This window comes from Chelatococcus sp. YT9 (assembly GCF_018398315.1).
Classification (GTDB): domain Bacteria; phylum Pseudomonadota; class Alphaproteobacteria; order Rhizobiales; family Beijerinckiaceae; genus Chelatococcus.
In genome coordinates this window covers 1,721,356-1,745,281 of the sequence record NZ_JAHBRW010000001.1, presented here as the reverse complement: position 1 = coordinate 1,745,281, position 23,926 = coordinate 1,721,356, and the positions used below count along the sequence as shown (strand labels likewise).

Sequence of the window (23,926 nt, the reverse complement as noted above, 5' to 3'; positions counted from 1 at the left end):
GACAACACGGACATTGTGCTGATGGCGCGTATCGTTGACCTCTCCATCCCCATTGAGAACGACGTGGTGAGCGATCCGGATTTTTCCCGCCCGCGGATCACCTATCTCGGCCATGACGTGACCATCGATCGCATGCGGACGTCCTTCCCGAGCTTGCAAGCGCATCATCTCCCGGACGGCGCAGCCTGGGCGATTGAGACGCTGGAGGTGACGACCCATCATGGAACGCATCTCGATGCGCCCTATCACTTTCACCCCACGACCAATCATGACCTCGTCGAAGGTGGGGAGCCCTCCCCGACCATCGATGAAATCCCTCTCGACTGGTGCTTCAAGCCCGGCGTCAAACTCGATTTCCGCCACTTCCCTGATGGCTATGTCGCGACCGTCGACGACGTCACGGCGGAGCTGGACAGGATCGGCCACACGCTCCAGCCCCTCGATATCGTCCTGATTAACACGCGCGCGGGCTCCCGTTATTCGCGTAAAGACTATGTTACCGCCGGCTGCGGTGTCGGCCGCGAGGCGACGCTGTTCCTGGCCCGGCAGGGCATCAAGATAACGGGCACCGATGCCTGGAGCTGGGATGCTCCATTCAACTTCACCCGAGAAAAGGTTGAGGAGACCGGCGACTACGGCCTCGTCTGGGAAGGGCATAAGGCAGGGCGCGAACGCCTTTACTGCCATCTCGAAAAGCTGCACCAGCTGGAAGTGCTCCCCCCGACCGGCTTCACTGTCTCCTGCTTTCCCGTCAAAATTCGCAAGGCTTCGGCCGGGTGGACGCGGGCCGTCGCGATCCTCTGAAAGACGCATCGTCTCCAGACCCGGAGGCAAGGGATGCGGGGCTGCAGAATTAATCCGCTGCGGCCCGGTTGCGGGAACAGGACGACAGGCCACGTCGAAACTCTTCCAGTAACCCGCCCGTCCAGCTGCCAAGAGCTATCAGAAGGCTCTCTCGCCCGCGTGATGCCGATCGTGAGCCCGCACGATTTTCGCGATTGACAACATACCAACCGGTTGGTATTTGATTGTCACGAGAGGAAAACTGATGTCCCGCGCCACCGGAAAACCCGACGCCAGATCAAAGCTGCTCGACGCGGCCCTGATCCTCATCCGCGCCAAAGGCTACTCAGCCACCTCAGTCGATGAGCTTTGCACGGCCGCGGGTGTGACGAAGGGAGCCTTCTTTCATCACTTCAAGAGCAAGGACGAGCTCGCCGTCGCAGCTGCGGACTACTGGTCGCAGAGCACGGGATCTCTGTTCGCTGCCGCGCCCTACCATGATCACGCCGATCCGCTGGATCGCGTGCTGGGCTATGTCGATTTCCGCAAGGAGCTCCTTCAGGGCGACGTACCGGAATTCACCTGCCTCGTCGGAACCATGGTGCAGGAAGCCTACGGAAGCACTCCCTCCATTCGCGAGGCCTGTGAGCGCAGCATAGCCGGCCACGCCGCAACCCTGGAGGCCGACATCCAGGCGGCGATCGACAGCCGAGGGCTGTCACCAGACTGGAGCGCGAAATCGCTCGCCCTGCACACACAGGCTGTTCTGCAAGGCGCATTCATCCTGGCCAAGGCAACAGGCGGTGCGGGCGTCGCTGCAGAAAGCATAAGCCATCTGCGTCGTTACCTCGAGCTGCTGTTCCGGCCGCAACCCGACCATCCCCTGTCTGAAACTGAACCAAGAGGAACGTATCATGCCTAGCACCGTTCAATTTCATCGCGTCATCGCTACAAAGCCGGAGAAGGTGTATCGCGCGTTCGTAGAGCCCGATGCCGTGGCAAGCTGGCTACCGCCTTTTGGCTTCCTCTGCACCGTCCATGAGCTCGACGCCAAGGAAGGCGGGAAGCACCGGATGTCGTTCCGAAACTTCACCACCGGTGAGAGTCATTCTTTCGGTGGTACCTATCTCGAGCTCGTTCCGGGAGAAAAGCTCGTCTATACGGACCGCTTCGACGATCCTAACCTGCCCGGCGAAATGAAAGTCACCGTAACACTTAAAGCCGTTTCTGTCGGTACTGAGCTGCGTATCGAGCAGCAGGGCATCCCCGACATCATTCCTGCGGAAGCCTGTTACCTCGGCTGGCAGGAATCTCTCCGGAAACTCGCCAAACTCGTAGAGCCTGAGATCAACCAATAGCCCTGTCGTCCCTTGCTTCTCGCAGCATCGACAAGTATTTGTAAGTTGGATCGGCCAGACGCCTTTACAGCGTCGTGTGAATTCAGGTTCACGCGACGCATTTTTATTCCGGCCACCGTGCATTTTTGCCGCCAGAGACATATGGCATTGCGAACGATTTCGAAGTTGATCGCCCATGCGCGCATATCAATGCCGCCTCCGAATATGCCGCGGCCCTGATTTCGTTAGCGGCTAATACCTCAAGAAATCAAATATCGGTATTCGACAAGCTGGTTCTGGACGATTAGTCACGAATCCGTTCGGGACAGTCGCGCTCAAAGGCACTGGCTCAAGTCCCCACCCGGATCAGGTCTTCACGCGGCGATGTCGCGAGCTGGCAGGTTCGGCCTGACCGGGATCCAGGTCGACGGCTTTGCCTGTTGCGGAGCATTGACGGCCCCGCTTGGCGGAGCCATGAACGTCGCAACCAAATGGGGCGACGGGTGGATCATGGAAGCAACGACAGACCTGACCGCCCAGGAGCGACGAGCGTTCGCGAAGGCGGCGCGGCGGCTCATCCCATTCATGATGCTGCTTTATCTGGTCAGCTTCCTTGATCGGGTGAACGTTGGCTTCGCCGCGCTCACCATGAACGTCGATCTCGGCTTTTCCCCCGAGGTATATGGCTGGGGCGCCGGCATCTTCTTCATCGGCTACTTCCTGTTCGAGGTCCCATCCAATCTCGTCCTGGAAAAGGTTGGGGCGCGGTTTTGGATCTGTCGCATCATGATCACCTGGGGTCTCATCTCCGCCGCGACGGCCTTCGCGACCGGGCCGACCTCCTTCTTCATCCTGCGTTTCTTGCTGGGCGCGGCGGAAGCCGGCTTTCTGCCCGGCATGATCCTTTATCTCGGCTATTGGTTTCCGCTCGCCATGCGTGCACGCTACATCGCGTTGTTCATGGCAGCCGTGCCCATCGCCAGCGCAGTGGGCTCCCCACTCTCGGCACTGATCATGGAGACCCACGGCCTTCTCGGGCTGGCCGGTTGGCAGTGGCTGTTCATCATCGAGGGGTTGCCCGCCGTCCTGCTTGGCCTCGTGGTGCTCTTTCTCCTGCCGAACGGCCCCGTCGACGCACGCTGGCTCGACGTGGAGGAGAGGCGGATCATCGCGGCGCGGCTCGCCGCCGACCGCGAAGGCTATCCTGCAGCGACCCACCATAACCTGTGGCCGGCACTGGGTGACGCGCGCGTGCTTATGCTCGGCCTCATTTACTTCGGGCTGGTCGTGGGCCTCTACGGCATCGGCTTATGGTTGCCGCAGATCATCCATGCCATGGGCTATGGTACGCGCCAGGTCGGATTAATCCTCATCCTGCCCTATGCGCTGAGCGCGCTCGCCATGCTGATCTGGGGCCGGCACAGTGATCACACGGGTGAGCGTATGCTCCATGTGGCGGGAGCCGCCTTCCTCGGCGCGCTGGGATTAGTGGCGAGCGTGCATGTCTCGTCGCCTGTCCTCGCCATCGCGGCCGTGACATGTGCCTCAGTCGGCATCTATGCGGCGCTCGGCCCCTTCTGGGCCGTGCCACCCCTGTTCCTGCGGGGCACGGCGGCCGCGGCAGGTATTGCGCTGATCAACTCCATCGGCAATCTCGGCGGCTTCGTTGGCCCTTATGCGGTTGGCTTCATCAAGCAAGCGACCGACCGGTTCACGGCCGGCTTCGAATTACTCGCGGCAGTGGCCTGCACCGCCGGGCTACTGACTCTTGTGCTACGTGCCATGCTGCGGCCCCGCGGCAACCTGCGCACCGCCCGATCCCTCGGGTCGTAGAGTATTACCGCACGTGGCAAAACCGCACCGGGCCAAAGAGCAAGTCCGCCTTCCGCGGACCTGCTCCACTTGGACATTGCTGAACAGCACAAGTTATATGTGCTCCCTCAGTGCTCGCACCTTTGAAGACGGTCAGCGTTGTTGCTGCCCTCTCAAGGGCGTCAAGCTTGGAGAAGGCGACCGCCGCACATATGGGTCACCTCACCAATTCGACCTCGCTCGGTCGCCAGGTCTTGTCGAAGAATGACGGCAGCGGGCTGTACAGGCGCAAGATCGTGAACCAGCCCTTCTGTGGGTCGGTTTGAATCCAGTTGCCGCGCGCGACGCCTGCTGGCTGCGTCGGAGCGAAATAGACCGTCGTGGTGCCGTCGGCGGCGGCTTCGGCCGCCGGCGATGGATAGCTCTGGCTGCCGGCGCGTGGATATTTCTGCGGCGTCTGCAGCATAGAGCGTGTCTGGTTGTCGTAAAGCGTGAACGACCAGAATGCCTCCGCCGGAATATCCTTGGGCAGCGTCACCTTGTAGGTCTTGGCGCCGTCAAAGGGAGCCCCCTCCGCATCAAGAAAGCCCATCAGGTACTGCGAGCCTACGCCCAGAATACGCATGATCATGCCGGGCGAGTCGAGCGTATAGCCATAGTAGAAGGCGGTGCGCGAATCGAGCGTGCGCGCGCCCGTAGGCGGCAGCGGCATGAACATGCCCTTCTCGAAGCGAGGCGGTGGCGTTTCGAAGAACGCGCCGCCTTCCCAAAGCATGCTCCCCCAGTGCGATCCGTCGTAATAAGCCCAGTCGGGATGTTTCATCGCATAGCGCCAGTTGAGCGCACGACCTGTTGCTTGGCCGACGGCTGCGGCCTCCGACAGAATCTTCTTCATCCGCTCGTCGGGCGCAAACGCCTTGCCATGCACGATGCCGATTGCCGCCAGCTGTCCAGCAAGCTCGATGTCGTAGCTCGTGGCAGGCTCGTTCTGGACGTTCTCGTTGATCAATTCGAAGAAGCCATAGTCGCTCGGAGGAATCGTATTGAACGATCGCCCGCTGATCTCGATGAACTTCGTCTCGGGGATCGGTGGTTCACCTTCTATTCTCACGGTGCCCTCGAGCGCCTGTGCGATGCTCGTTCCGAAGGAGCCCGGACGATAGGAATAGATCTTGAGATTGCGCTTGACGTTCTCGACGGCCGGCTTGGGGTCATTGTCGACAAGATAGGCCCGCGCAGCATAGAGGGCAAGGTTCGTCTTCGAACGCGCGACAAAGTAGCCGCCCTCAGGCAGGGGGCCAGTGTAGTCGGGACCGACGATCAGGTATTTGCCACCGAGCCCGCGATCCGGACCAGGGGCGCCGATATCGATGATCCAGGAGAACCACATATCATTGATCGTGCCGACAGCCCCCGATGGCTGTTCGACGACCACCGGACCTTTGCTCAGATCGAGTGCGGTCAAGTAATAGACCGTGTCGGCGTTGGCTGTCAGGAACAGCGAACTCGCGTCCATCAGATCGGAGAAGATCGCGACGTCGCCGGGCTTGGCGCCGATGTTTGCAAATCCCTTCACAATCGCCAGAGCGGAAGCTCCGCGGAAGCTGTTGTTGTAGACGTCGAGCGCGCGGGTGAAATCAAGCGCATCATAAACCTTGCTCGCGGTTTCAGCCGTGGGCGCGCCATCCTTGAACTCCAACGTGCCGATGCGCGTCTGCACTGAATCGGGTGCCCCAAGCGATCGGATCGTCTCTGGCGCCACCTCGGCTACAGCTGCGCCCGAAGATAGGGCGAGGACAGCCATCAGTGTGGTGCCAGCCAACTTCAAGCAACGTTTCATCGTTTCACCTTCGTCGCAACCGGCCTTCGCGAGGCTTCGAGCCACCCTAGCAATGCCGCGAACAGAAACCATCCATTTTATGCCAATCCAACTCATCCCGATGCTCGGCGCCGCGACCTCGCCGTCAATACCGAGGTTTTCTGTCTCTCCGCGCGGCTGTTCGCCCGCTCGGCCCCGTCTGCATCGATAGAGCTGCCGCAGTGGCTTCCCGGCGATATCCGCCTTGAAGCACTTGCTTCCGATGGCTGCCGCACCCCACTGACGCGAGGACGCCCAACCGTTGACCCGTGAAGAATTTTCAGTTGTTACTTTAATTGATAACGGCGGAGATGAAGGCCCGGGTGCGCGCCTCCATGGGGTTCACCAGAACATCCGTCGCCCTGCCGTGTTCGACGATCGTGCCCCGGTCCATGAACACGACCCGGTTGGCAACCTCCCTGGCAAAACCCAGTTCGTGGGTCACGACGACCATCGTCATGCCAGAACTTGCCAGCTCGCGCATGACGGCAAGAACCTCGCCGACGAGCTCCGGATCCAGCGCCGATGTCGGCTCGTCGAACAACATCACTTGCGGGTTCATTGCCAATGCTCGCGCAATCGCAACCCGCTGCTGCTGCCCTCCCGAAAGCTCGGCTGGATAGTGCCCGGCCTTGTCGGCGAGGCCCACCCGTGCCAGCAATCTTTGCGCGGACTCCTCGGCTTCGCGGCGCGGAACGTGCTGAACCTGGATCGGACCCTCGGTGATATTCTGCAACGCCGTCATATGGGGAAAGAGGTTGAAGCGCTGGAAGACCATGCCGCTTTTTAACCGCTGGCGGATGGTCTGCTTCTCGCTCAGCTTATAGAGCCGATCGCCCTGCTGCTTATAGCCGACAAGCTCATCATCCAGCCAGATGGCGCCGTCGTCGATGTCGTGTAGCTGGTTGATGCAGCGCAGGAGCGTCGTTTTGCCTGAACCGGAACCGCCGATCAGGCAAACGACCTCCCCCGGGTAGACCTCGAACGAGACATTGTCGAGCGCGACGAAATCCTTAAATTTCTTAGTAACGTTGCAAATCCGAATAAGAGGCTTCACCGCGTCCTTTCCCGGTTCGCCGCGGTCGCCTGAAGTGAACTCAGCCGTCATCGGGGCGCACTCCCCTTCGAAAAGTGACGTTCGAGCGGTATCTGGAGCAACGTCAGGACTGAGACGACCACGAGATACCAGGCACCAGCCACTAGCAGTAGCTCAACCACACGCGCATTGGCGTAATATATCGAGCTGGCGCTGTAGAGCAGCTCCGAGAACTGAATCACGCTGGCCAACGAAGTTGTCTTCACCATGAGGATGAATTCGTTGCCGAGCGGTGGAATGACCACGCGCATCGCCTGCGGGAGTATAATACGACGCAGTGCCTTTAGACGGGTCATGCCGATTGTCTTCGCGGCCTCATACTGGCCAGCGTCGACAGACAGCATTCCCGCGCGGATGATTTCGGCGGTATAGGAGCCCTGGTTCAACCCCAGACCGATCAATGCAGCCCAGAATGGTGTCATGACGTCGATCATGCGTACCGACCAGACACCGGGAATCCCGAAATTCGGGAACACCAAGGCGAGATTGTACCAGAGCATCAACTGCAGTAGCACGGGCGTGCCGCGAAATAGCCAGATGTACCCGGACGCCGTCCATTCCATCACCGGATTGCCGGAACCGCGCATGACCGCTACGACCGTGCCCAGGATCACGCCGATGGCCATCGCAAGAACGGCGAGCAAAACGGTGTTCGCAACACCGGCGAGAATGGCCGGTGCCGTCATGAATGTCCCAAAATACTCCCATTCGATCTGTCCGGTGGCAAAAGAATAGCCGATCAGGGCGAGGGCGATTAGCACCAGAGCTCCAGAGATCCAGCGCCCGAACTTCGGGCGCTGGATGATCTGAAATTGCGATATTTTTATTGACTTCTCCGTCAAGGCGCCAGCTGCCCCGACGGAGATTGTATCTGGCTGGCCGATCACTTACGCGGCTCGCTGTTGATCATGACTTTCGGGATTGCATGCGATGTCAGGTCCCATTTCGCAAAGATGGCGCCATAGGTCCCATCGTCCATCAGTTCCTGCAGTGTATCGGCGAACTTGTCGCGGAACGCGGAATCTTCCTTGCGAAAGGCCGCGCCATAATAAGCAGTGATCAGGGGTTCGCCGATCAGCCGATAAATCCCGCCTTCTTGCGCGCTGGTATAGGGAATGCTCTCGCCGCCCTGCACACCGGCCTCGATCCGACCCTGCTTCAGTTGCAAGCGTACATCCGGAGAGCTTTCGGCACCGATGATATTCATCGCCTTCAGCCCGGCGTCCACGCAATGTTTCTGGTTCCATGCCTGAAGCAGGTCCATATAGGCGGCGGACCTGATCGTTCCGACAGCCTTTCCGCAAAGCTCGACCGGATCCTTGACCTCACTCTTCGTGAGCACAAAGAACTGGGCACCCGCCCTCATGTAGTTGACGAAATCAAATGATTTGCGCCGTTCTTCATTGTCGATCATACCTGACAGGATGAAGTCCGTTCGACCGGTAGTGAGCGCCGGGATAAGCTGGTTGAATAGCCCGTCCGTGCGCGTCACTCCCAGCCCCAGGCGCTTGGCGATCGCGTCGACCAGTTCGATATCCAGACCGACGAAAGTATTGGTTTTAGGATCGACGAATTCCATCGGCGTGAATGTCGCGTTGATGGTCAGCGTGAACTTCCCCGCATCGACGATCCTCTTCGGAATTTCCCCTGCGCACGCCAACCCGGCGGACAGGAACAGGCTTCCGAATGCGGCGATTCCAATTGATTTCAAGTTCATTGCTTACTACCCCTCATGTTATGTTGACGTGTTGTTCCCTGAAGCCTTCCGACCCTGGGTATTCGTCTTGTTTTGTTGCGGCCGTCGATCACGAACGAGGGCACTCAAGCCCCGCCGCGAGGATCAATTAGAACCGGTACAACCCTATTGGTTCTGCGCCGCCAGACGACATGACCTGTCCATTCCATCAGCTTTGGAGGACACGTGCTGGTCATAAATCGCCTTGGCGGATGTCGGCGAGACGATCCGCCCGTGGTTGGACAGTACGTAGTCCAAGATCGAGGTCAGACGTTCTTCGTACTCAGCCTGGCCCATCGTGTAGGTGTGGCAGACCATCGAAACGATCTGCTGCTCGCCGCGTTCACGCGCACGTTTCGTTACGGCGTCCCACACGCGCTTCATCGCCTGTAGATTGGAGAACTCGTTGATCATGTAGTTTTCGCCAACCACGAAGCGGCGCGACGTGCCCGGCGCTACGCCGTCCCAGGCCCAGGGAATTTCGAAGAGTGGGGCCTCCTCGCCGTCCGCGGCGACGTCTGCCTGCCGACGACCCGACATATAGTAGGCAGACAGCGGCGCATCGCCCCAGTCCGCCGCCTTTTGCGGCCAGACGATGCCCGGCGCACAGGAAAGCTCGATCCGGATGCCGGCCTCTTGGACGATCTTCCCGATATCGGGGGTGAAGCCATGATAACCGCCCCGGTATGCCGCAAGCGGCAGATCCGCCTCCCGCATCCTTTGCGCGCGAGAGAGGATGACCTCACGCATGTGGTCGGTGTGGTAGTAGCTGCACGTTTCCGGACCCGTGCCGGGACCTGGGCCGTAAAGATCCTCCTCCGGATGCAACACCAGGTCGGCGCCGTCCTGGACCAGATCGCGCCAGAACCCGACATACGGGGGTTCGTAGAAACGATCCCGATAAAGCGGCCCTGTCAGGATCGTCCATGCCGCAGCCCCACCGGCATGCCGGCCGAGTATGTCGCGCATACGCGCATACTTGGCGAGAACGTCTGCATCCTCCTGATAGGTCGAGACCGGATCAGGATCGCTGTCCACATTTACAACCAGCAGGACATCTGTCGACACGTCAGACTCCGATCATTTCGACCGTTCAGCACATCGAACATACTAGCACGGTCACGGGCTCATTCAAGATACATTACTATTTATCAAGCGACTTGACTAACGTGTTTCCTGTTGTCCGGGACTGCGGTGCTGACGTCGCATTGCTGTCGGCGGCCAGGTACCTGGAGGGCCTCCGCGCTCTCACTTGGCAGCCCGAGCTATCTTCCGCTTTGCCAAACCGGCCATGAAATACATCATCACATAGACGATCACCCGATAGGTGACGGCCGAGCCGGGAGGGATGCAGATGAAGGAAAGCCCATTGCATCCGCGCAGGCCGACCTCGTGTCCGAGCCGGATGGCTTCGTAGTCGGTCATGCCGATGGGTTCGGCCAACTCCCCGAGAATATCGCCCTCGCTTGGACCCGCTCCGCCGAGCACGTCCATGTCGAAATGCGCATAGACGGCATCGGTGCCGTCGAATGCCCTGTCGAGCGCCTTCACTGTTCCCTCGATGCCCAGTTCGGTGCGCAGCCGCCACATCGGGATGAAGTCCGTGCCGGCAGCGACGAAGCGCCGGATGGTCGCCGGATCTTCGAGCATTCCCCGCTCGCCGATCTCGACCAGATTGGCCATCGAGAAATTTGGGCAATCGCGATAGAGCTTGTCCTTCCAGTTCGTCGAACCTGCGACGTGCTCGCTCATGGTTGCCCAGTCATACGGCCAGGCGTCCCAGTGCGTGTCCAAGCTGACCATGCCGACCTTGCCCTGGACCGACTCCGCGATAGGGCGGCCAACCGCATAGGAGCCGCAGGGCGAATTCTGGCCGATGACGATCGGCACCGCCCCGGCCTTGAGCGCGGCCCTTACTTTGACCATCGTGGCTTCCTGCGCCTCAAGGATCTTCTGCGCGCGCCCGTCATAGCTCGTCTCGACAGGGATTTCGGCGTCGCCGAAATCGACGACCTTGAGGTGCTCGAAGACGTCGAGATCGAAATCCTGGATGTAGCCGGAGCGGTAGCGAATGGATTGCTGCCGCACCCGACGCGTCGCGGAAATCCACTCGGTCTTGTCGACCCCGCTGTATTTCTGGCCCCAGCCGGCGACAAAAGGCGCCCCGATGATCACGACGTCGGAGCCTTGTATGTCGTCCTCAGTCAAGGCATGCCGCACGCCCAGAAAGGTCGGCATGTCTTCTTCGATGCGAGGAAAATGCGTCGTACGCCAGACCTTGCCTCGAAATGTTTCGTCCCAAGTTGGGTAATGTGGCATTGAGGATTCTCTCCGTTGTGTGCCGGGCGTTAGACGGTCCTGCCTCGCCCTGAAAAGATCTCGACTACCCCCGCCGCGTCGGAGAGCCCTTCCCCCACCAGCCGTTCGACATGCCGCCTTGTGTGCAGCGCGGCCGCTTCGCGCAGGCTGAACAGGACTGCGTCCGGAAGGGCCTCCAGAACATGCCCTTCGCCGGTCGCCAGCGATCGTCCGGGCGCGGCCCAAGATTTCCAGTATCCCCCGAACCGTTTGGTCAGGTCGGCGCCGGAGTGTTCATCCAGGGCGCGCCGTTCCTCGTCCGTCAGTCTTGCGCGACTTTCCGCATTCATCACCAAATAGAGCGGTGAGACATAGAAGACGTCCGTATAGTGATAGCGGAAGATGTCTTTCGTCTGGGTATAGGCGAGTACATCCCAGGCCATGATGGCGCCGTCGATCTCGCCTTCCCGCGCCGCTTTGCCTATGGCCGGTGGCAACAGGTGGACCGGCTCGGCCCCCACGTCCGCAATAGCCCGTGCGATTGCGCCGGCGGGGGTGCGGATGCGCTTGCCGGCAAGGTCCTCCAGCGACCTCACCGGCGTGTCACGCATATGCAGGACGCCGCCGCTGTCGGCATGGAGCGCAAGGACATGGAGCGGGCTGAACTCGCGTTCCAGGTACGGCGCATGAGCAGCCCACAGGCGATCGCTGGCCTGCTGCGAAGCTTCCACGAGAAACGGCAGGTTCATCAGGTTCGTCATTGGAAAGCGGCCGGCGGGCAAAGACGCGGGGGAATGCGCGATGTCGACGGCGCCGGACAGGACCTGGTCGTACTGGTTTTCCAGCAGCCCATAATCCGAACCTTCGCAATGGATCTCGAATTTCAGGGATGGGCACGCTTTTTCTATCCTGCGCGTCCATGGGACCAGAAAGTCCACATGCGTGCCGTGATCTACCGGCATATAGTGGCTTACGACGAGCCTCGTCATTGAGCTTGTCTCCCGGCCAGCGCCATAATCGTTTCGGCGAGTATCTGCGCGCCCTGGACGACATCGTCGGGTTCGCAATATTCGTTCTCGTTGTGGCTGATCCCGCCACGACAAGGCACGAAGATCATTCCGGTCGGGCAGAGTGCCGCGACATGGGCGGCATCGTGCGTCGCACCTGAAACCATGCGGCGCGAACTCACCCCGTATTGCTCCGCCACCTGTTCGATCGTGCTGACGATCCCCGCATCGAACGGGATCGGCGCCTGATAGATGAGCCGTGTCAGCTGTGCGTGCGCGCAAAGGGCTTCGATCCGCCGGCTGACTTGCGACAGCACCTGCGGGTCGGGGTGCCGCACGTCCAGCGTGAATTCGGCCTTCGCCGGGATGGTGTTGATCGATCCGGGCGCCACATTGATGCGGCCGACCGTAAAACGCAGGCCCCCGAAGGCACCCAGTTCCGCATCGAGTTCCGCCATCAAGGCGCGGGCGCGCGTCAAAGCATCCTTCCGCCCTTCCATCGGAACGGCGCCGGCATGGCCCGCCACGCCCGAAACCTCGATCCGGTACTGAACCAGCCCCTGAACGTCGGTGACGACGCCGATGCCAACGCCCTCGTTCTCAAGAACCGGTCCCTGCTCGATGTGGAGTTCCACATAAGCCTTGTATCCCGCCCCAAGGTCGCGATGCGACAGGCCGATACCCGCCGCGCGAAGGCTGGCCGTGGACTGCCGAAGCGACGCTTCGACAGATTGCCCCGAGGCGTCGGTGACAGCCAACGCCTCGCCAAGCGGAAAATGCCCGACATGGACCGCGGACCCCATCGTCGTCGGGTTAAACCGCGCCCCCTCTTCGTTGCACCAGACCGCGATCTCGACAGGCATGAAGGCCCGCTCATCCTGCCGCGCCATGATTTCCAGGCATTCGAGCGCGGCGATGACGCCCAATACGCCATCGAAATTGCCGCCGACGGGTTGAGTATCGAGATGGGATCCAACCAGCACCGGCGCTTCGGCAGAATCGGCCCCTCCCAGCCGCAGGAAAAGGTTGCCGATATCGTCGATGTAGGCGACGCATCCCAAGGCCTGCGCCCAGCCGATAAGCCGCGCCTTCGCCTCGGTCTCATCCGGCGAAAGCGCCAAGCGGCAGACGCCGCCGTTTTCCAGGGCCCCGATCCGGGACATCTCCCCCAGCCGCCCCAATATTCTGACGCGGTCGACCGTGCGTGCTTGATCCGACATTGCGCGAATGAAACCTTTGAGAAGAACGGTGAACGAGATGGGATCAGCCGGGCGTGCCGGGAGGCAGTGGACCATCGCTGAACGGAAGCCGGTCCGTCCTCGGGCTCCAGGCCCCGGAATCGATCAGTCCACGGCAATGCTGAGCGATCTCGGCCGTCGTGGCGAACCAGACGTCGCCCTTTTCCTGCATGTGGCGCAGCAACTGGTCGATCATCTCGACCCGCGCCAGCCTGCCCGATAGGAATGGATGCCAGACCGTGACCATCATGCCGCCGTGACGCCACGCGGCGTCGAACTCGGCCTTGTACATCTCAAGCGCCTTCTGCGGTGACGCGATCGGCATCATGTAGCCAAAGTCGGGCAGGCATGCGAATTGGGTCCAATCGTCCAGCGTGATGTCCGTCGGCAGTTCGAGCAGAGCACGGGACCCGTCGCCGATGAGATATGGCACATCGTCACCGAACAACGAAGAATCGTACTCGAATCCTTCATCGAGCAAGTAAGACACCGTATGACGCGAATGCTGGAATGCCGGCGCGCGATAGCCCAAGGGCCTGGAGCCGGTTACGCGCTCGATGGCTTCGATCCCCGCTTGAAGGCTCTCACGCTCCGCTTCCGGCGTCTGCACGTTCGGCCGGGCATGTGCGTAGCCGTGATGGGCGATCTCGTGTCCACCCGTTAGAATCTGCTCGATCGTCGTCGGATAGTGGTCGATGCACCAGCCAGGAATGAAGAAGGTTTGCCGGATTCCGTGCGCCGCAAAGAGACGGAGCAATCTTGGCACTGCAATGGTCGGCTCGTACCGCAATTGTGCGGCAAGCGCGACCTGATCTGGCGAAGCGTCTGGGAACCGCCGGTGGACAAGCGCTTCGCCGTCCATGTCGAACGAGATGCAAACAGCACAGCGGGCGCCGCCCGGCCATTGCGGTGCCGCCTCGATAAGCTTCAACGTCATACGCGGCTCTCCTGCCTACAGGGCGATGGAAAAGATCCTGAAAACACAGCGTGTCGGCCGCTTTCTTCGCCGTGGAAATCATTGCAGTGGTGAACACAAGCCGGGTTTCGTTCCACCCGCACGGGGCTTACTCGACGCCCTTTCTCGGACAGTTGAAAACCGGTACCCTCCGGCAATATTGACAAAGAGAACCAGGAATTTCCCTCTTGTCAAGCTACTTTACTAAAAGTCATGCCTTGTGCATAAACGCATGATGGCGATGCACGCCATATCCAACGAGGATTGCTGAAAGTGGTCGAGAACGTTGATCAGATACATATCGGCGGGCGGCTTCGCCACGCGCGCAAGATCAAGGGGCTGAGCATGAAGCAGCTATCTGAGATCACCAACTGCTCGGAGAGCTTCATTTCCAAGCTCGAACGCGACAAGGTTCAGCCGTCGCTCACTCTATTGCATCGCCTCGTCGCCGCTCTCGACATCAATATTTCTCACCTCTTCGATTCCGATCGGGCGGACGAGGAGCCGGCCTTCATCGTCAGAAGCGGAAGCCGCCCCCGCATCCAGATGAATGCGAGGGCCAATTCCAGTGGCGTCCTGCTCGAACAGGTTGTTCCGCTGGGGCCGAAATCCCTGTTACAGGTGAATATCCACATCGTCGCCCCGCAAGGCGGTGGCCACGAAGCCATCAGCCATGTGGGCGAGGAAATGGGCTTCATCCTCGAAGGTATGATTGACCTGCAAGTTGCCGGTCGCACCTATCGGCTGACAGCGGGAGACTCCTTCCTTTTCCATTCCGAATTGCCGCACGCCTACAACAATCCCGGCGAGACGCCCGCCCGAGTTCTATGGGCGAACACCCCACCGACCTTCTAGTTTGGATGGCGTAGTCGGCGCTTCGGTTTCGACGACGCCGGCGCTTTCCCAACCGGCTTGCACAACAGCCGAAGGAGGAAAATCACTGATCTCTATGCAGCCTTGGATGTGTTGCTGGATCTGACGAATCCATGCGCCCTAGACAGCGATGGTCGCGTGATAGATGAGTGCCGCGTGGTGGTGGTTGGTATCGCAGCCAAGTGGCTTTTGAAACTACCACTTAAAATACCAACGATTTCACGTTGGAAACCAACACACTTAGCGGGACACATCCGGCACGCCGACACAAACCCATTGTTCTCAACGGATTCAGTACTAAACCGGACTGTGTTGGATGGAGGAGTGGTGCCGCGGAAGGGATTCGAACCCCCGACCCTCGCATTACGAATGCGATGCTCTACCAGCTGAGCTACCGCGGCATCGACAGTCACTCTTGGCTGGCGCTCTCATATCCGCATTGGGGGCGTTTTGGCAAGATCCTCTTTGCCAAACTCTGCACGTCCGTCCGATTTAACCAGCGCGCGTCGACGAGCGCCCTCTAGAGAGGCTCGACCGTCGCAGGTCAGACACAAATGGCGCAAAGACTTGCCGCCTCATTCAAAGGCGGCCCATGTACGGATGACGCTCGCCAGCCTGCGGGTCATCGAGCGCCACGTCTTCCGTGCCGGGATCGTCCGGAGGACGGGCAACGGGAAAAACCACCGGTCCGGAAACGCGCTTCGTGGACATCTCCGCTTTCTCCGCGGTCGCCTTTAGCGCCGGCTTGGCCTCAGGCGGCATACTCTCCGGTTTCATGACGCGAGAAGCCTCGCCGGCTGGTTCTGCCTGCGGCGGCTCCGGCGACGCAGCAGCACCGCCCTGTCCAGCGGGCCGCGCGGCAGGTTCCGGTGACAGACCGCTGGCCGCCGCGACCGGCGCCGGCTCGGCCGATGACGCGGGAGCCGGTGAGACGGGAGTTATTGCAGGAGGAGTCGAGGGACTAGGAGAGGACGCCTCTGTCGCAGGAGCAGGGAACGCGTCCTTGCTCACCGGCTCGTCATCCGGCGCAGCCGGTAAAAGGACTGTCCGCTCATCGCCATCGGCAAGCACCGCGTCAGCGTCGCTGTGCACGCGCCCGTGGGCGATCTGCTCGGCCGGTGCCACCCACTGGAAGGCGTCAAGGCGCCCCGAGACAGGCGACACCGGCTCCCAATGGTCTGAAGTGACACCATCGGCCATCCACGTCGCGTCACGCGGCGCGCGTGCCGCCTTGCCGAGCCATTGACGGAGCGCAGCCGAAGCGCCGTGCTCCGCTTCCTCGATATCCGCCATCAAAAGGCAGGCGCGCACGGTCGGCCGCTCGGCAAGGAGCGGGGCCAGCGCCTGTTTTGCCCTGGCATATTCATGCGCGGCAATCGCGGCCTCGGCGACGGCGAGCGTCGATTCCGGATGGCGCGGCTTGAGCTTGGCGAGCGTCTCGGCGCGAGCCAGACGGTCATGGGTCGAATCGCCGTGACGTATATCAAGATAAGCGGCCGCGATGTCGGGATGCGGATCGATCTTCCAGCTTGCTTCCAGAACCTTGGCCGCCTTCCGGAGTTTGCCGCTGGCAGCGAGGAGACGGCCGGCCAAGGCTGAGGCCGGCACGAGATCTGGCGCGAGCTTCACGGCCGCCTGCGCGGCCGCGAGTGCCGCTTCCGGCTCCTTGTCGGCTCGGTCCAGCGCGTCGGCTGTCAGCAACACGGCGCGCTGTCGCTTGGCTGTGCCCTTGTCAATGGTTCGCAAGGCGACACGCTGTTCGAGCTTGGCGAGCGCTCCCCGCCAGTCCCGCTCAGCCGACTGGAACTCGAGCATGGCCTCGCTGGCCCAAGCAACGCCCGGAGCGAGTTCTACAGCCTTCGTCACATAGGCGCGCGCGGCGACCGCATCGCCCTTGCGCCGCGCCTCGACGAACAGTCCGCGCAGGCCGAGAACCCGCGTTTCGGCATCGTCGAGCATATCGGTGAAGGTCGCCTCCGCGCCCGTGCGATCGCCGGAGATCTGCGCGGCCTGGGCCTTCAGGAGCAGGGTCAGCGGCTCCCGTCCGAGCCAGCGCTCCGCGTCACTGGCGTGGCGCCGGGCGGCGAGCGGATCGCCAGCTCCAACCGCCACCATGCCGCGCGAAACCGCTACGTAGCCTCGATTGCGCCGTCGTGCCCGCGAGGCAAAACTCATGACGCTCGGAAGCCGCAGAACGAGGTGCAACAGCGACCACAGGCACACCAGCAGAAAGGCAAGCGCGAGCACAGCCGCCAGGAGCACCGCGACCGATGTCTCGATGCGATAGCCTTGCCAGATCACGGCGACCTCGCCGGGGCGATCGGCAAGCCACGAGGCGCCGAGGGCGACTAGCGCGAGCAATGCAAGGAAAGCGAGGACCCTGATCATGGCCGCGCCCCCGTGCCGGCGCCGGTGGCCTCGCCGGCCAGAGCCGTAACGGTCTCGTCGGAGAGCGTCTGAGCGGCACCTTCCGCCGCCACGTGGCGCTCCAGCGCCGCCCCCCACGGTGCGGAGGTCTTGCGGGCGCTTTCCGGCAGGGCCTGCCAGGCGGTCAGCGCAGCCGCGCCATCGCCGCGCGCGAGGGCCGTATTCACCGCAGCCACGCCGTCCGTCACCGCATCGCCGCCGACAGTGCGTATCCGAACGAGGCGGTTGATGCTGGCGAGCGCACGACTGGTAAAGTCCTCGGGCTGGGCCTCCTGGGATTGTGCCAGCCGATCTTCCAAGTCCTCGAACTCTGCGCGCAGCGTGGACAGGCTCGCCACGGCAGCACCCGACGCCTGGCGCAACGGAGCGAGCTTTTGCTCCGGGACCCCAAGTGCAGCCAAGCGATCAACCGTCTGCGAGAGAGGCTCGCCGCGCCGGATCCGGCCGAGCAGATCCTCGGCGAGGACAGCCCGGGCAGCCAGCGTCGCCACGCGGCCAGCACGGGTCGAAGCGTCCGATGTGGCCGCTGCCAGGCGCGCGGGGTCGAGACGGTCAATGGCACCTTCGAGCGCGTTCAGGCGCTGCTCCTGCGCCTGAACGACCTGCGGTGGGACAGATGGCTGCGCCGGTGCTGGCTGGGGAGCCTTCTCCAAGGCTGCGGCGCGGCTGGCGGCCTGATCCGCAGTGGCGGCCGCCGCTGCCACATCACGTCCGAGCCCAGCGACCTCTTCAGAAAGCCCTTGGACGCGGGTCGCAAGGGCCTTCACGTCGTCCTGGGGCAGAGCCGCAGGCAACGCTGCAACCCGGCGTTCCAGCGCCATGAGACGCGAGGCGGTCTCGTCGACCGGCGTTGAGGTCGGCATCAGCAGAAAGCTGACCAACCCGCCCGCAATGGCGCCCGCAATAGCTGCAAGCGCCAGTGCCTTCACCGAGACTGACGACTCGGGCGGGGGCTGCGGCGGCGAGGATGAGCTGCCAGGGCCGGCTGGGTTCGATGCAATTCCCGATGGTGGAATGCCAGAGGCCGCCGCGCGCAGGCGGTTGGCTCCGTCATCCTGCATATCGGCCGCCGACGTTTCGTCGATGCTGTCCTTTTCGCTGCCCGCGCCTTCATTCGGCCGTTCCATGAAACCCTCAGTTCCGCTGCTCTCGCCAGCTGGACGAGCGGGTTCCGCTTCCACGGCGGAGGGCCTCGCTGCGGCTTCGATGGGAGCGTCTTGCATCGATGGCTGGCTCGCGTCCGATGCACCGCCAACCTCGTCCGTGGGCTTCACCGCCTGATCCCTATCAGGAGCGGGAGCGGGCGAGGCGGTCAGATCCAGTGTGGTGGGGTTGCGCCGCAGCTTGCCCCGGCCCGGCTTGGGCGGAGGGGTCATGGCCGTGTCATCGGTCATTCTGGCTGCTCCCCGTGAATCAATGCGCCTCGCTGTCGGTTCATCCCTGCGTCATACCACCTGTGCGGCGCCGGTGGCGAGCCTCAAGCCTCACTCAACGCCGCGAGCAAGGCCTCCTCCCGTGGCGCGACGGCCACCACGATCTGTTGCGCGCCCGCCCTGCGCAATGGCTCTGCCACATCAGGCGACAGACACACCTGACGGGCTGCGAAAAATGGTCGCCCAAGATGGGCACGATCTACAAGGGAAAGCGCCACCTCTGCACTCCTGCGCGAGTAATGGAGAACCGCGTCGATCTGTTCCCGGTGAAGGGCCTCCTCGGCCTCGCTAGTCAGGGCTTCCACGGCCGCAGCCGCATAGACGATCCAGCTGACGGGCGTCAGGCCGGCGTCAGCCAGGAGCGCCATTGTGTCGGCTTTGTGATCGCGCCCCTGCAGAACGAGGGCGCGACCACCCGCCGGAAACCGCCGCCGGGCGAGCGCCGCCATGGCGATCCGATCGCCATCAGCGCTTTCCACATCCGTGAAGCCGCGCGCCCGCGCCACCTCCGCCGTGCGCTCTCCCACCGCGATGACGGGCACGGCGCGAATCATATCGTCCGCCGCGATGACGAAACTATTCGCGCTTCCCACCACGATCGCTGCGAAAGGTCCCTCCGGCCGTGGTGTATCAACGGGAACGATGCGGGTCGCCGGCGTCAGCACCGCCTCATGACCGAGGAGGGAAAGGCGCGCCGCGGTGCGTTCGGCGGCAGCCTGGGGACGAAAGACAAGAATACGCATGGCCGCCCCTTGCTCACCCGCGCAGAAGGTCCGGGCCGGCCTCAGCGATGACCGCTCGGCCCGCCTCCTCGCCGAGAGCAGCCGCCTCCCTGATGTCTCCTTCGCGCGCGACAGCAACGAAGCGGCTGCCGTCAGGCGCCAGCAACAGCCCACGAAAGCGCAAGCGCCCGCCGTCCACTGTCGCGTGGCCCGCGATCGGCGTGCGGCAAGAGCCGTCCAGCACCTTGAGGAACGCGCGCTCGGCGGTGAGCGCCACCCCGGTGTCGTGATCGGCGATTGTTGCCGCCGCGGCGAGCACCGCCGCGTCGCCGGCCCGCGCCACGAGCGCGATGGCGCCCTGCCCGACGGCGGGCAGAAAATCATCCGTATCGAGGATAGCCGTGGCGACATCCACCTTGCCGAGCCGCTTCAATCCGGCGAGGGCCAGGAGAGTGGCGTCGACACGGCCCTCGTCGAGGCGCGCAAGCCGCGTTGCGACATTGCCACGCAGCAGTGTTACCTTGAGATCAGGGCGAGCGCGCAGGATCTGCGCCTGCCGCCGCAGAGAAGCGCTGCCGACCACCGCCCCCACCGGCAAGCTCATCAGACTGTCGGCGCGGCGGCTGATGAAGACGTCCCGCACATCCTCACGCGGCAGATAGCCGGCGATCACGAGGCCCTCCGGCAGCTCGGTCGGCAGATCCTTGGCCGAATGCACCGTCAGGTCGGCTGAACCCGCGAAGAGCGCGGCATCGAGCTCCTTTGTGAAAAGCCCCTTGCCGCCGGCCTCGGACAGAGCGCGGTCCTGGATCTTGTCCCCCGTGGTGGTCAGCGGCAGCAACGGCAAGGCTTCCGGCGCGAGGCCGGCCGCCGCGACAAGCCGCGCTCGCGTCTCCTCGGCCTGGGCGAGGGCGAGCGGGCTGGCGCGGGTTCCGATGACCATGCGCTCGGGAAAAATGATCGACACTGCAACGCACTCCGTGGGCCCTGGTCCTGCGAGGCCAGGCGAACTCTAGGTGTAAGACTTTAGATGGCGAAGGATCGCCGCTCGGACTATAGGTGGTTCCAGAACAATTCCGAAACAACGTCGCGGGATACCGGCCCGCTTTGGTGACCATGCGTATACTCGGTTTGGAGACCACTTGCGATGAGACGGCGGCGGCCGTCGTCTCCTGCGACGGCGATGGACGTGGCCATATCCTCGCCAATGAAGTTCTCAGCCAGATTGCCGAGCATGCCGCCTATGGAGGCGTGGTGCCGGAAATCGCCGCCCGGGCCCATGTGGAGGCGCTCGATCTCCTCGTGGCGCGAGCCCTGGCGCGGGCCGGCCTCGAACTCTCGGACATGGACGGCATCGCCGCGGCGGCAGGCCCTGGGCTGATCGGCGGGGTCATCGTGGGCCTGACTGCGGCGAAGGCGCTGGCACTCGTCGCGGGCAAGCCCCTCATCGCCGTCAACCATCTGGAAGGCCACGCGCTCACCGCCCGGCTGACCGATTCGGTCGGCTTTCCCTATCTGCTGCTCCTCGCCTCCGGAGGACACACCCAGCTCGTCTGTGTGCGCGGCGTGGGTGATTATGTCAGGCTAGGCACAACCATCGACGATGCGATTGGCGAAGCCTTCGATAAAACGGCGAAAATGCTCGGCCTGCCCTATCCCGGCGGACCGGAGGTCGAGAAGGAGGCCATGCGTGGCGACCCCGAGCGCTTCGCTCTGCCTCGGCCGATGCTCCGGCGGGATGTGCCGGATTTCTCCCTCTCCGGCCTGAAGACCGCGGTCCGCCTGGAGGCCGAGCGGATCGCGCCGCTCAGCGCCACGGACATTGCCGATCTCTGCGCCTCATTCCAGGCCGCCGTCGTCGATGTGATCGTGGACCGCAGCCGGGTCGCCTTGCGGGCCTTCCACGCGGCGGCAGGAAACCCGACTGCGCTGGTCGTGGCTGGCGGTGTCGCCGCAAATCAGATGATTCGGGCCGCGCTGCAGCGCTTCGCCGTGGAAGCAGGCCTGCGCCTTGTCACGCCGCCACCGGCGCTTTGCACGGACAACGCCGCGATGATCGCCTGGGCTGGGCTCGAACGTCTCAGGCTTGATCTCACCGATGATCTCACCGCGCCGGCTAAAGCACGCTGGCCCCTCGACGCCATGCGCGCCTGAACACTCCTTGATCTAGACGATTTGGAGCGGAAAGCCGTTGCAGGTTTGCCACGGAATTGCTCCCATGACCTTGGTCGTCGAGCTCCCGCTCATCGAGCCCCTGCCGTAACGAAGGAAGCGATCCATGGCCGATGCCTCATCCGCAATCCAGTATGCAGTCAATCCGCCTGTCCTTCCCTCCCTGCCGGTGAAGGGCACCGACGCACGCTTTCCTGTCCGCCGGATCTATTGTGTCGGCCGCAACTTTGCTGCCCATGCCATTGAGATGGGCCATGATCCAAACAAGGAGCCGCCGTTCTTCTTCCAGAAGAACCCGGACAATGTGCTGCTCCCCGATGCCGGCTTTCCCTATCCGCCGCAATCCAGCGACGTGCATTTCGAGATCGAGATGGTCGTGGCACTTGGGCAGGGCGGACATGACATCCCCGTGGAGCGGGCGCTCGAACACGTCTTCGGCTATGCCGTCGGCCTCGACATGACCCGGCGTGACCTGCAGGGCAAGGCCAAGGATCTCGGCCGGCCGTGGGAAGTCGGCAAGGCCTTCGAACATTCGGCTCCTTGCAGCCCCATCGTTCCCGCGTCGCTGATCGGCCATCCCTCCGCCGGGGCCATCTGGCTCGACGTCAACGGTGAGCGCCGCCAGACCGGTGATCTCAACCAGATGATCTGGAAGGTGCCCGAAGCGATCGCCTATCTCTCGGGCCTATTCACGCTCGCCCCCGGCGACCTCATCTTCTCGGGCACGCCCGCGGGCGTCGGCGCGATCACCCGCGGCGATGTCATGAAGGGCCATGTCGAAGGTGTCGGTGATATCGAAGTGAGAGTCGTCTGACGGTTCCCCGATCGAAGGGAGCGCGAAGTAGTCAAGCCTTCGCCTGCGAGGGGAAGTCCAACACGTTGTCGCCCGGGGGGTAGACGCAATTTCGTCCACCCCCCTTGGCCTCATAAAGCATCTTGTCGGCGCGACGCGTGAGTTCATGGAGATACTCTCCGGCCCGCCGGGTAGCGATACCGAAACTCGCCGTCACGCGCGGCCGCCCGGCCAGGGTCTCGAAACGGCGCGCCTCGAGATTGCGCCGCACCCGCTCCGCGAAAGCCCTGGCGCCCTCGATATCGGCATCGGGCAGCAGGATCGCGAATTCTTCTCCACCAATGCGACCGGCGATGTCTTCCGCCCGCATCTCGGTGGCAAGGAGGTCGGCAAATTCCTGAATGACGCGGTCACCGGCGGCATGCCCGTGGGTGTCGTTGATGGCCTTGAAGTGATCAATGTCACAGTAGACCATGCTGACGGGGCTGCCCTCCTCTCCGAGAAGCATGGCGCCTGCACGTTCCTCGAACCCGCGACGATTGAGAAGCCCGGTCATGAGGTCGGTGCTGCTGTCCTTCTTGAGATCGTCGATGATATCGAGGACAACGGCCGTCAACACGGCGAGCGCGATGCCGACAATGACGATGACGAGAGAGAAGTTGAGCCATAGCCAGAAGATCGAACGCCCAAAATCGCGCGGAAGGAGGCCGCGATCGAACACTTCAAGGGCGAGAATGGTCCGAGGAAAGAACTGAATGCCAGACGCGACAAGGACCCAGAAAAGAATACGATCTGCTGCTCCGAAGTTGCCCGCGCGCCTCAGACGATAAGCCGCTACGAGAAACAGGATGCCAAAGCCGAAATTAATGATATAGACCCTCATATATACGCTATTCGCTACAAAATAAAAATATAATATTAGCGCGATCATAGTCGCAATAATTCCTGGCATCAGGAAATAGCCGAACCTTATTTTCTTACGGCTGAAAATCCCATAAAATAGCAGAATGACGCTGGCTGAATAAAACATGGCTGGAAAAGGGGGATTGCCGCCGATGCTTTCCCCAAACCGAAAAACGTGAGCAATGTATCCGGCAACATAAAACAATGCCGCGCCGAAGATATAAAGAATGTAGCCTCGTCCTCGCTGGTGAAGCCAGATCACGAAGAAAATTGACGCGAAAGCGGATGCAATTATCGGATTTAATAGGCTTAAAAACCACACTCCACTCATAGCGTAACCTGCCAGTTCCCCCGAACACTGCTGTTTTAGGCGAAAGAAGAGCATGTGGCCAGATCAATGATCCCGCCTGATGGAGCAGCTCTCCGGTGGCGCTGAGCCTGTCCCAGGCCTTGTCTCACCCCCTTAAAGGCTGAACCAACAGAG

The 23,926-nt window shown here is 62.2% G+C and carries 21 protein-coding genes and 1 tRNA gene; 7 read left to right on the top strand and 15 right to left on the bottom strand.

The window, feature by feature from the left end:
• Nucleotides 1–18: 18 nt before the first annotated feature.
• The 4 genes from KIO76_RS07795 (at nucleotide 19) to KIO76_RS07780 (ending at nucleotide 3,953) form a co-directional block, all read left to right on the top strand.
• Nucleotides 19–804 carry a cyclase family protein gene (locus KIO76_RS07795; protein ID WP_502761879.1) on the top strand — a complete coding sequence of 262 codons (786 nt, stop codon included), beginning with the start codon at nucleotides 19–21 and terminating at the stop codon, nucleotides 802–804.
• Between the two features lie 244 nt (nucleotides 805–1,048).
• A complete protein-coding gene (locus tag KIO76_RS07790; RefSeq protein ID WP_213322378.1) occupies nucleotides 1,049–1,705 on the top strand; it encodes a TetR/AcrR family transcriptional regulator in 657 nt (218 codons plus the stop codon).
• Entirely contained in the window at nucleotides 1,698–2,141 is a 444-nt protein-coding gene (locus KIO76_RS07785; RefSeq protein WP_213322376.1) for an SRPBCC family protein, read from the top strand. Before KIO76_RS07790 ends, KIO76_RS07785 begins: the two co-directional genes overlap by 8 nt.
• 453 nt (nucleotides 2,142–2,594) lie before the next feature.
• A complete protein-coding gene (locus KIO76_RS07780) occupies nucleotides 2,595–3,953 on the top strand; it encodes an MFS transporter (protein ID WP_249729533.1) in 1,359 nt (452 codons plus the stop codon).
• A 196-nt stretch (nucleotides 3,954–4,149) separates the two neighbouring features.
• On the opposite strand, the gene KIO76_RS07775 is transcribed toward KIO76_RS07780, so the two are convergent.
• The 9 genes from KIO76_RS07775 to KIO76_RS07735 all read right to left on the bottom strand — a co-directional run bounded on the left by KIO76_RS07775 (nucleotide 4,150) and on the right by KIO76_RS07735 (nucleotide 14,101).
• Complete coding sequence (locus tag KIO76_RS07775) at nucleotides 4,150–5,772, bottom strand: DUF1254 domain-containing protein (protein WP_249729532.1); 1,623 nt, start codon at nucleotides 5,770–5,772, stop codon at nucleotides 4,150–4,152.
• A 310-nt stretch (nucleotides 5,773–6,082) separates the two neighbouring features.
• Nucleotides 6,083–6,898 (bottom strand): amino acid ABC transporter ATP-binding protein, encoded by an 816-nt coding sequence (locus KIO76_RS07770; RefSeq protein ID WP_213322374.1) that lies wholly within the window; start codon nucleotides 6,896–6,898, stop codon nucleotides 6,083–6,085.
• Nucleotides 6,895–7,713, bottom strand: coding sequence for an amino acid ABC transporter permease (locus KIO76_RS07765; protein ID WP_502761878.1), 819 nt, complete (start codon nucleotides 7,711–7,713; stop codon nucleotides 6,895–6,897). The genes KIO76_RS07770 and KIO76_RS07765 overlap by 4 nt, the downstream gene beginning before the upstream one ends.
• Before the next feature lie 56 nt (nucleotides 7,714–7,769).
• Nucleotides 7,770–8,603 carry an ABC transporter substrate-binding protein gene (locus KIO76_RS07760; RefSeq protein WP_283771419.1) on the bottom strand — a complete coding sequence of 278 codons (834 nt, stop codon included), beginning with the start codon at nucleotides 8,601–8,603 and terminating at the stop codon, nucleotides 7,770–7,772.
• Nucleotides 8,604–8,747: 144 nt separating this feature from the next.
• Complete coding sequence (locus KIO76_RS07755) at nucleotides 8,748–9,689, bottom strand: polysaccharide deacetylase family protein (RefSeq protein WP_213322370.1); 942 nt, start codon at nucleotides 9,687–9,689, stop codon at nucleotides 8,748–8,750.
• A 180-nt stretch (nucleotides 9,690–9,869) separates the two neighbouring features.
• Nucleotides 9,870–10,859 (bottom strand): arginase family protein, encoded by a 990-nt coding sequence (locus KIO76_RS07750; protein WP_213322368.1) that lies wholly within the window; start codon nucleotides 10,857–10,859, stop codon nucleotides 9,870–9,872.
• 110 nt (nucleotides 10,860–10,969) lie between these two features.
• Nucleotides 10,970–11,908, bottom strand: a complete 939-nt coding sequence (locus KIO76_RS07745; protein WP_213322366.1) for a type 2 periplasmic-binding domain-containing protein — start codon at nucleotides 11,906–11,908, stop codon at nucleotides 10,970–10,972.
• Complete coding sequence (locus tag KIO76_RS07740; protein ID WP_283771418.1) at nucleotides 11,905–13,146, bottom strand: M20 family metallo-hydrolase; 1,242 nt, start codon at nucleotides 13,144–13,146, stop codon at nucleotides 11,905–11,907. The genes KIO76_RS07745 and KIO76_RS07740 overlap by 4 nt, the downstream gene beginning before the upstream one ends.
• Before the next feature lie 43 nt (nucleotides 13,147–13,189).
• A complete protein-coding gene (locus KIO76_RS07735) occupies nucleotides 13,190–14,101 on the bottom strand; it encodes a polysaccharide deacetylase family protein (RefSeq protein ID WP_213322362.1) in 912 nt (303 codons plus the stop codon).
• Nucleotides 14,102–14,392: 291 nt separating this feature from the next.
• Here KIO76_RS07735 and KIO76_RS07730 point away from each other — a divergent pair, with 291 nt between their 5' ends.
• Nucleotides 14,393–14,974: a cupin domain-containing protein gene (locus KIO76_RS07730; RefSeq protein WP_213322360.1), complete on the top strand. Its 582-nt coding sequence runs from the start codon at nucleotides 14,393–14,395 to the stop codon at nucleotides 14,972–14,974.
• A gap of 343 nt (nucleotides 14,975–15,317) precedes the next feature.
• Here the strand turns inward: KIO76_RS07730 and KIO76_RS07725 are convergent.
• The 5 genes from KIO76_RS07725 to hemC all read right to left on the bottom strand — a co-directional run bounded on the left by KIO76_RS07725 (nucleotide 15,318) and on the right by hemC (nucleotide 20,517).
• Nucleotides 15,318–15,393: transfer RNA gene (locus KIO76_RS07725), tRNA-Thr, on the bottom strand.
• A gap of 178 nt (nucleotides 15,394–15,571) precedes the next feature.
• Entirely contained in the window at nucleotides 15,572–17,380 is a 1,809-nt protein-coding gene (locus tag KIO76_RS07720; RefSeq protein ID WP_213322358.1) for a heme biosynthesis protein HemY, read from the bottom strand.
• Nucleotides 17,377–18,813 carry a COG4223 family protein gene (locus KIO76_RS07715; RefSeq protein WP_213322356.1) on the bottom strand — a complete coding sequence of 479 codons (1,437 nt, stop codon included), beginning with the start codon at nucleotides 18,811–18,813 and terminating at the stop codon, nucleotides 17,377–17,379. The genes KIO76_RS07720 and KIO76_RS07715 overlap by 4 nt, the downstream gene beginning before the upstream one ends.
• Nucleotides 18,814–18,896: 83 nt before the next feature.
• Nucleotides 18,897–19,595, bottom strand: a complete 699-nt coding sequence (locus KIO76_RS07710; RefSeq protein WP_213322353.1) for a uroporphyrinogen-III synthase — start codon at nucleotides 19,593–19,595, stop codon at nucleotides 18,897–18,899.
• Between the two features lie 13 nt (nucleotides 19,596–19,608).
• On the bottom strand, nucleotides 19,609–20,517 hold the full coding sequence (gene hemC / locus KIO76_RS07705) for a hydroxymethylbilane synthase (protein WP_213325134.1): 909 nt from the start codon (nucleotides 20,515–20,517) through the stop codon (nucleotides 19,609–19,611).
• A gap of 173 nt (nucleotides 20,518–20,690) precedes the next feature.
• Here hemC and tsaD point away from each other — a divergent pair, with 173 nt between their 5' ends.
• Nucleotides 20,691–21,728 (top strand): tRNA (adenosine(37)-N6)-threonylcarbamoyltransferase complex transferase subunit TsaD, encoded by a 1,038-nt coding sequence (tsaD, locus tag KIO76_RS07700; protein WP_213325133.1) that lies wholly within the window; start codon nucleotides 20,691–20,693, stop codon nucleotides 21,726–21,728.
• Between the two features lie 124 nt (nucleotides 21,729–21,852).
• The gene (locus KIO76_RS07695; RefSeq protein ID WP_213322351.1) at nucleotides 21,853–22,560 is read left to right on the top strand and encodes a fumarylacetoacetate hydrolase family protein; all 708 of its coding nucleotides are present in this window, start codon (nucleotides 21,853–21,855) and stop codon (nucleotides 22,558–22,560) included.
• A 31-nt stretch (nucleotides 22,561–22,591) separates the two neighbouring features.
• On the opposite strand, the gene KIO76_RS07690 is transcribed toward KIO76_RS07695, so the two are convergent.
• Nucleotides 22,592–23,827, bottom strand: a complete 1,236-nt coding sequence (locus KIO76_RS07690) for a GGDEF domain-containing protein (RefSeq protein ID WP_213322349.1) — start codon at nucleotides 23,825–23,827, stop codon at nucleotides 22,592–22,594.
• Nucleotides 23,828–23,926: the final 99 nt, after the last annotated feature.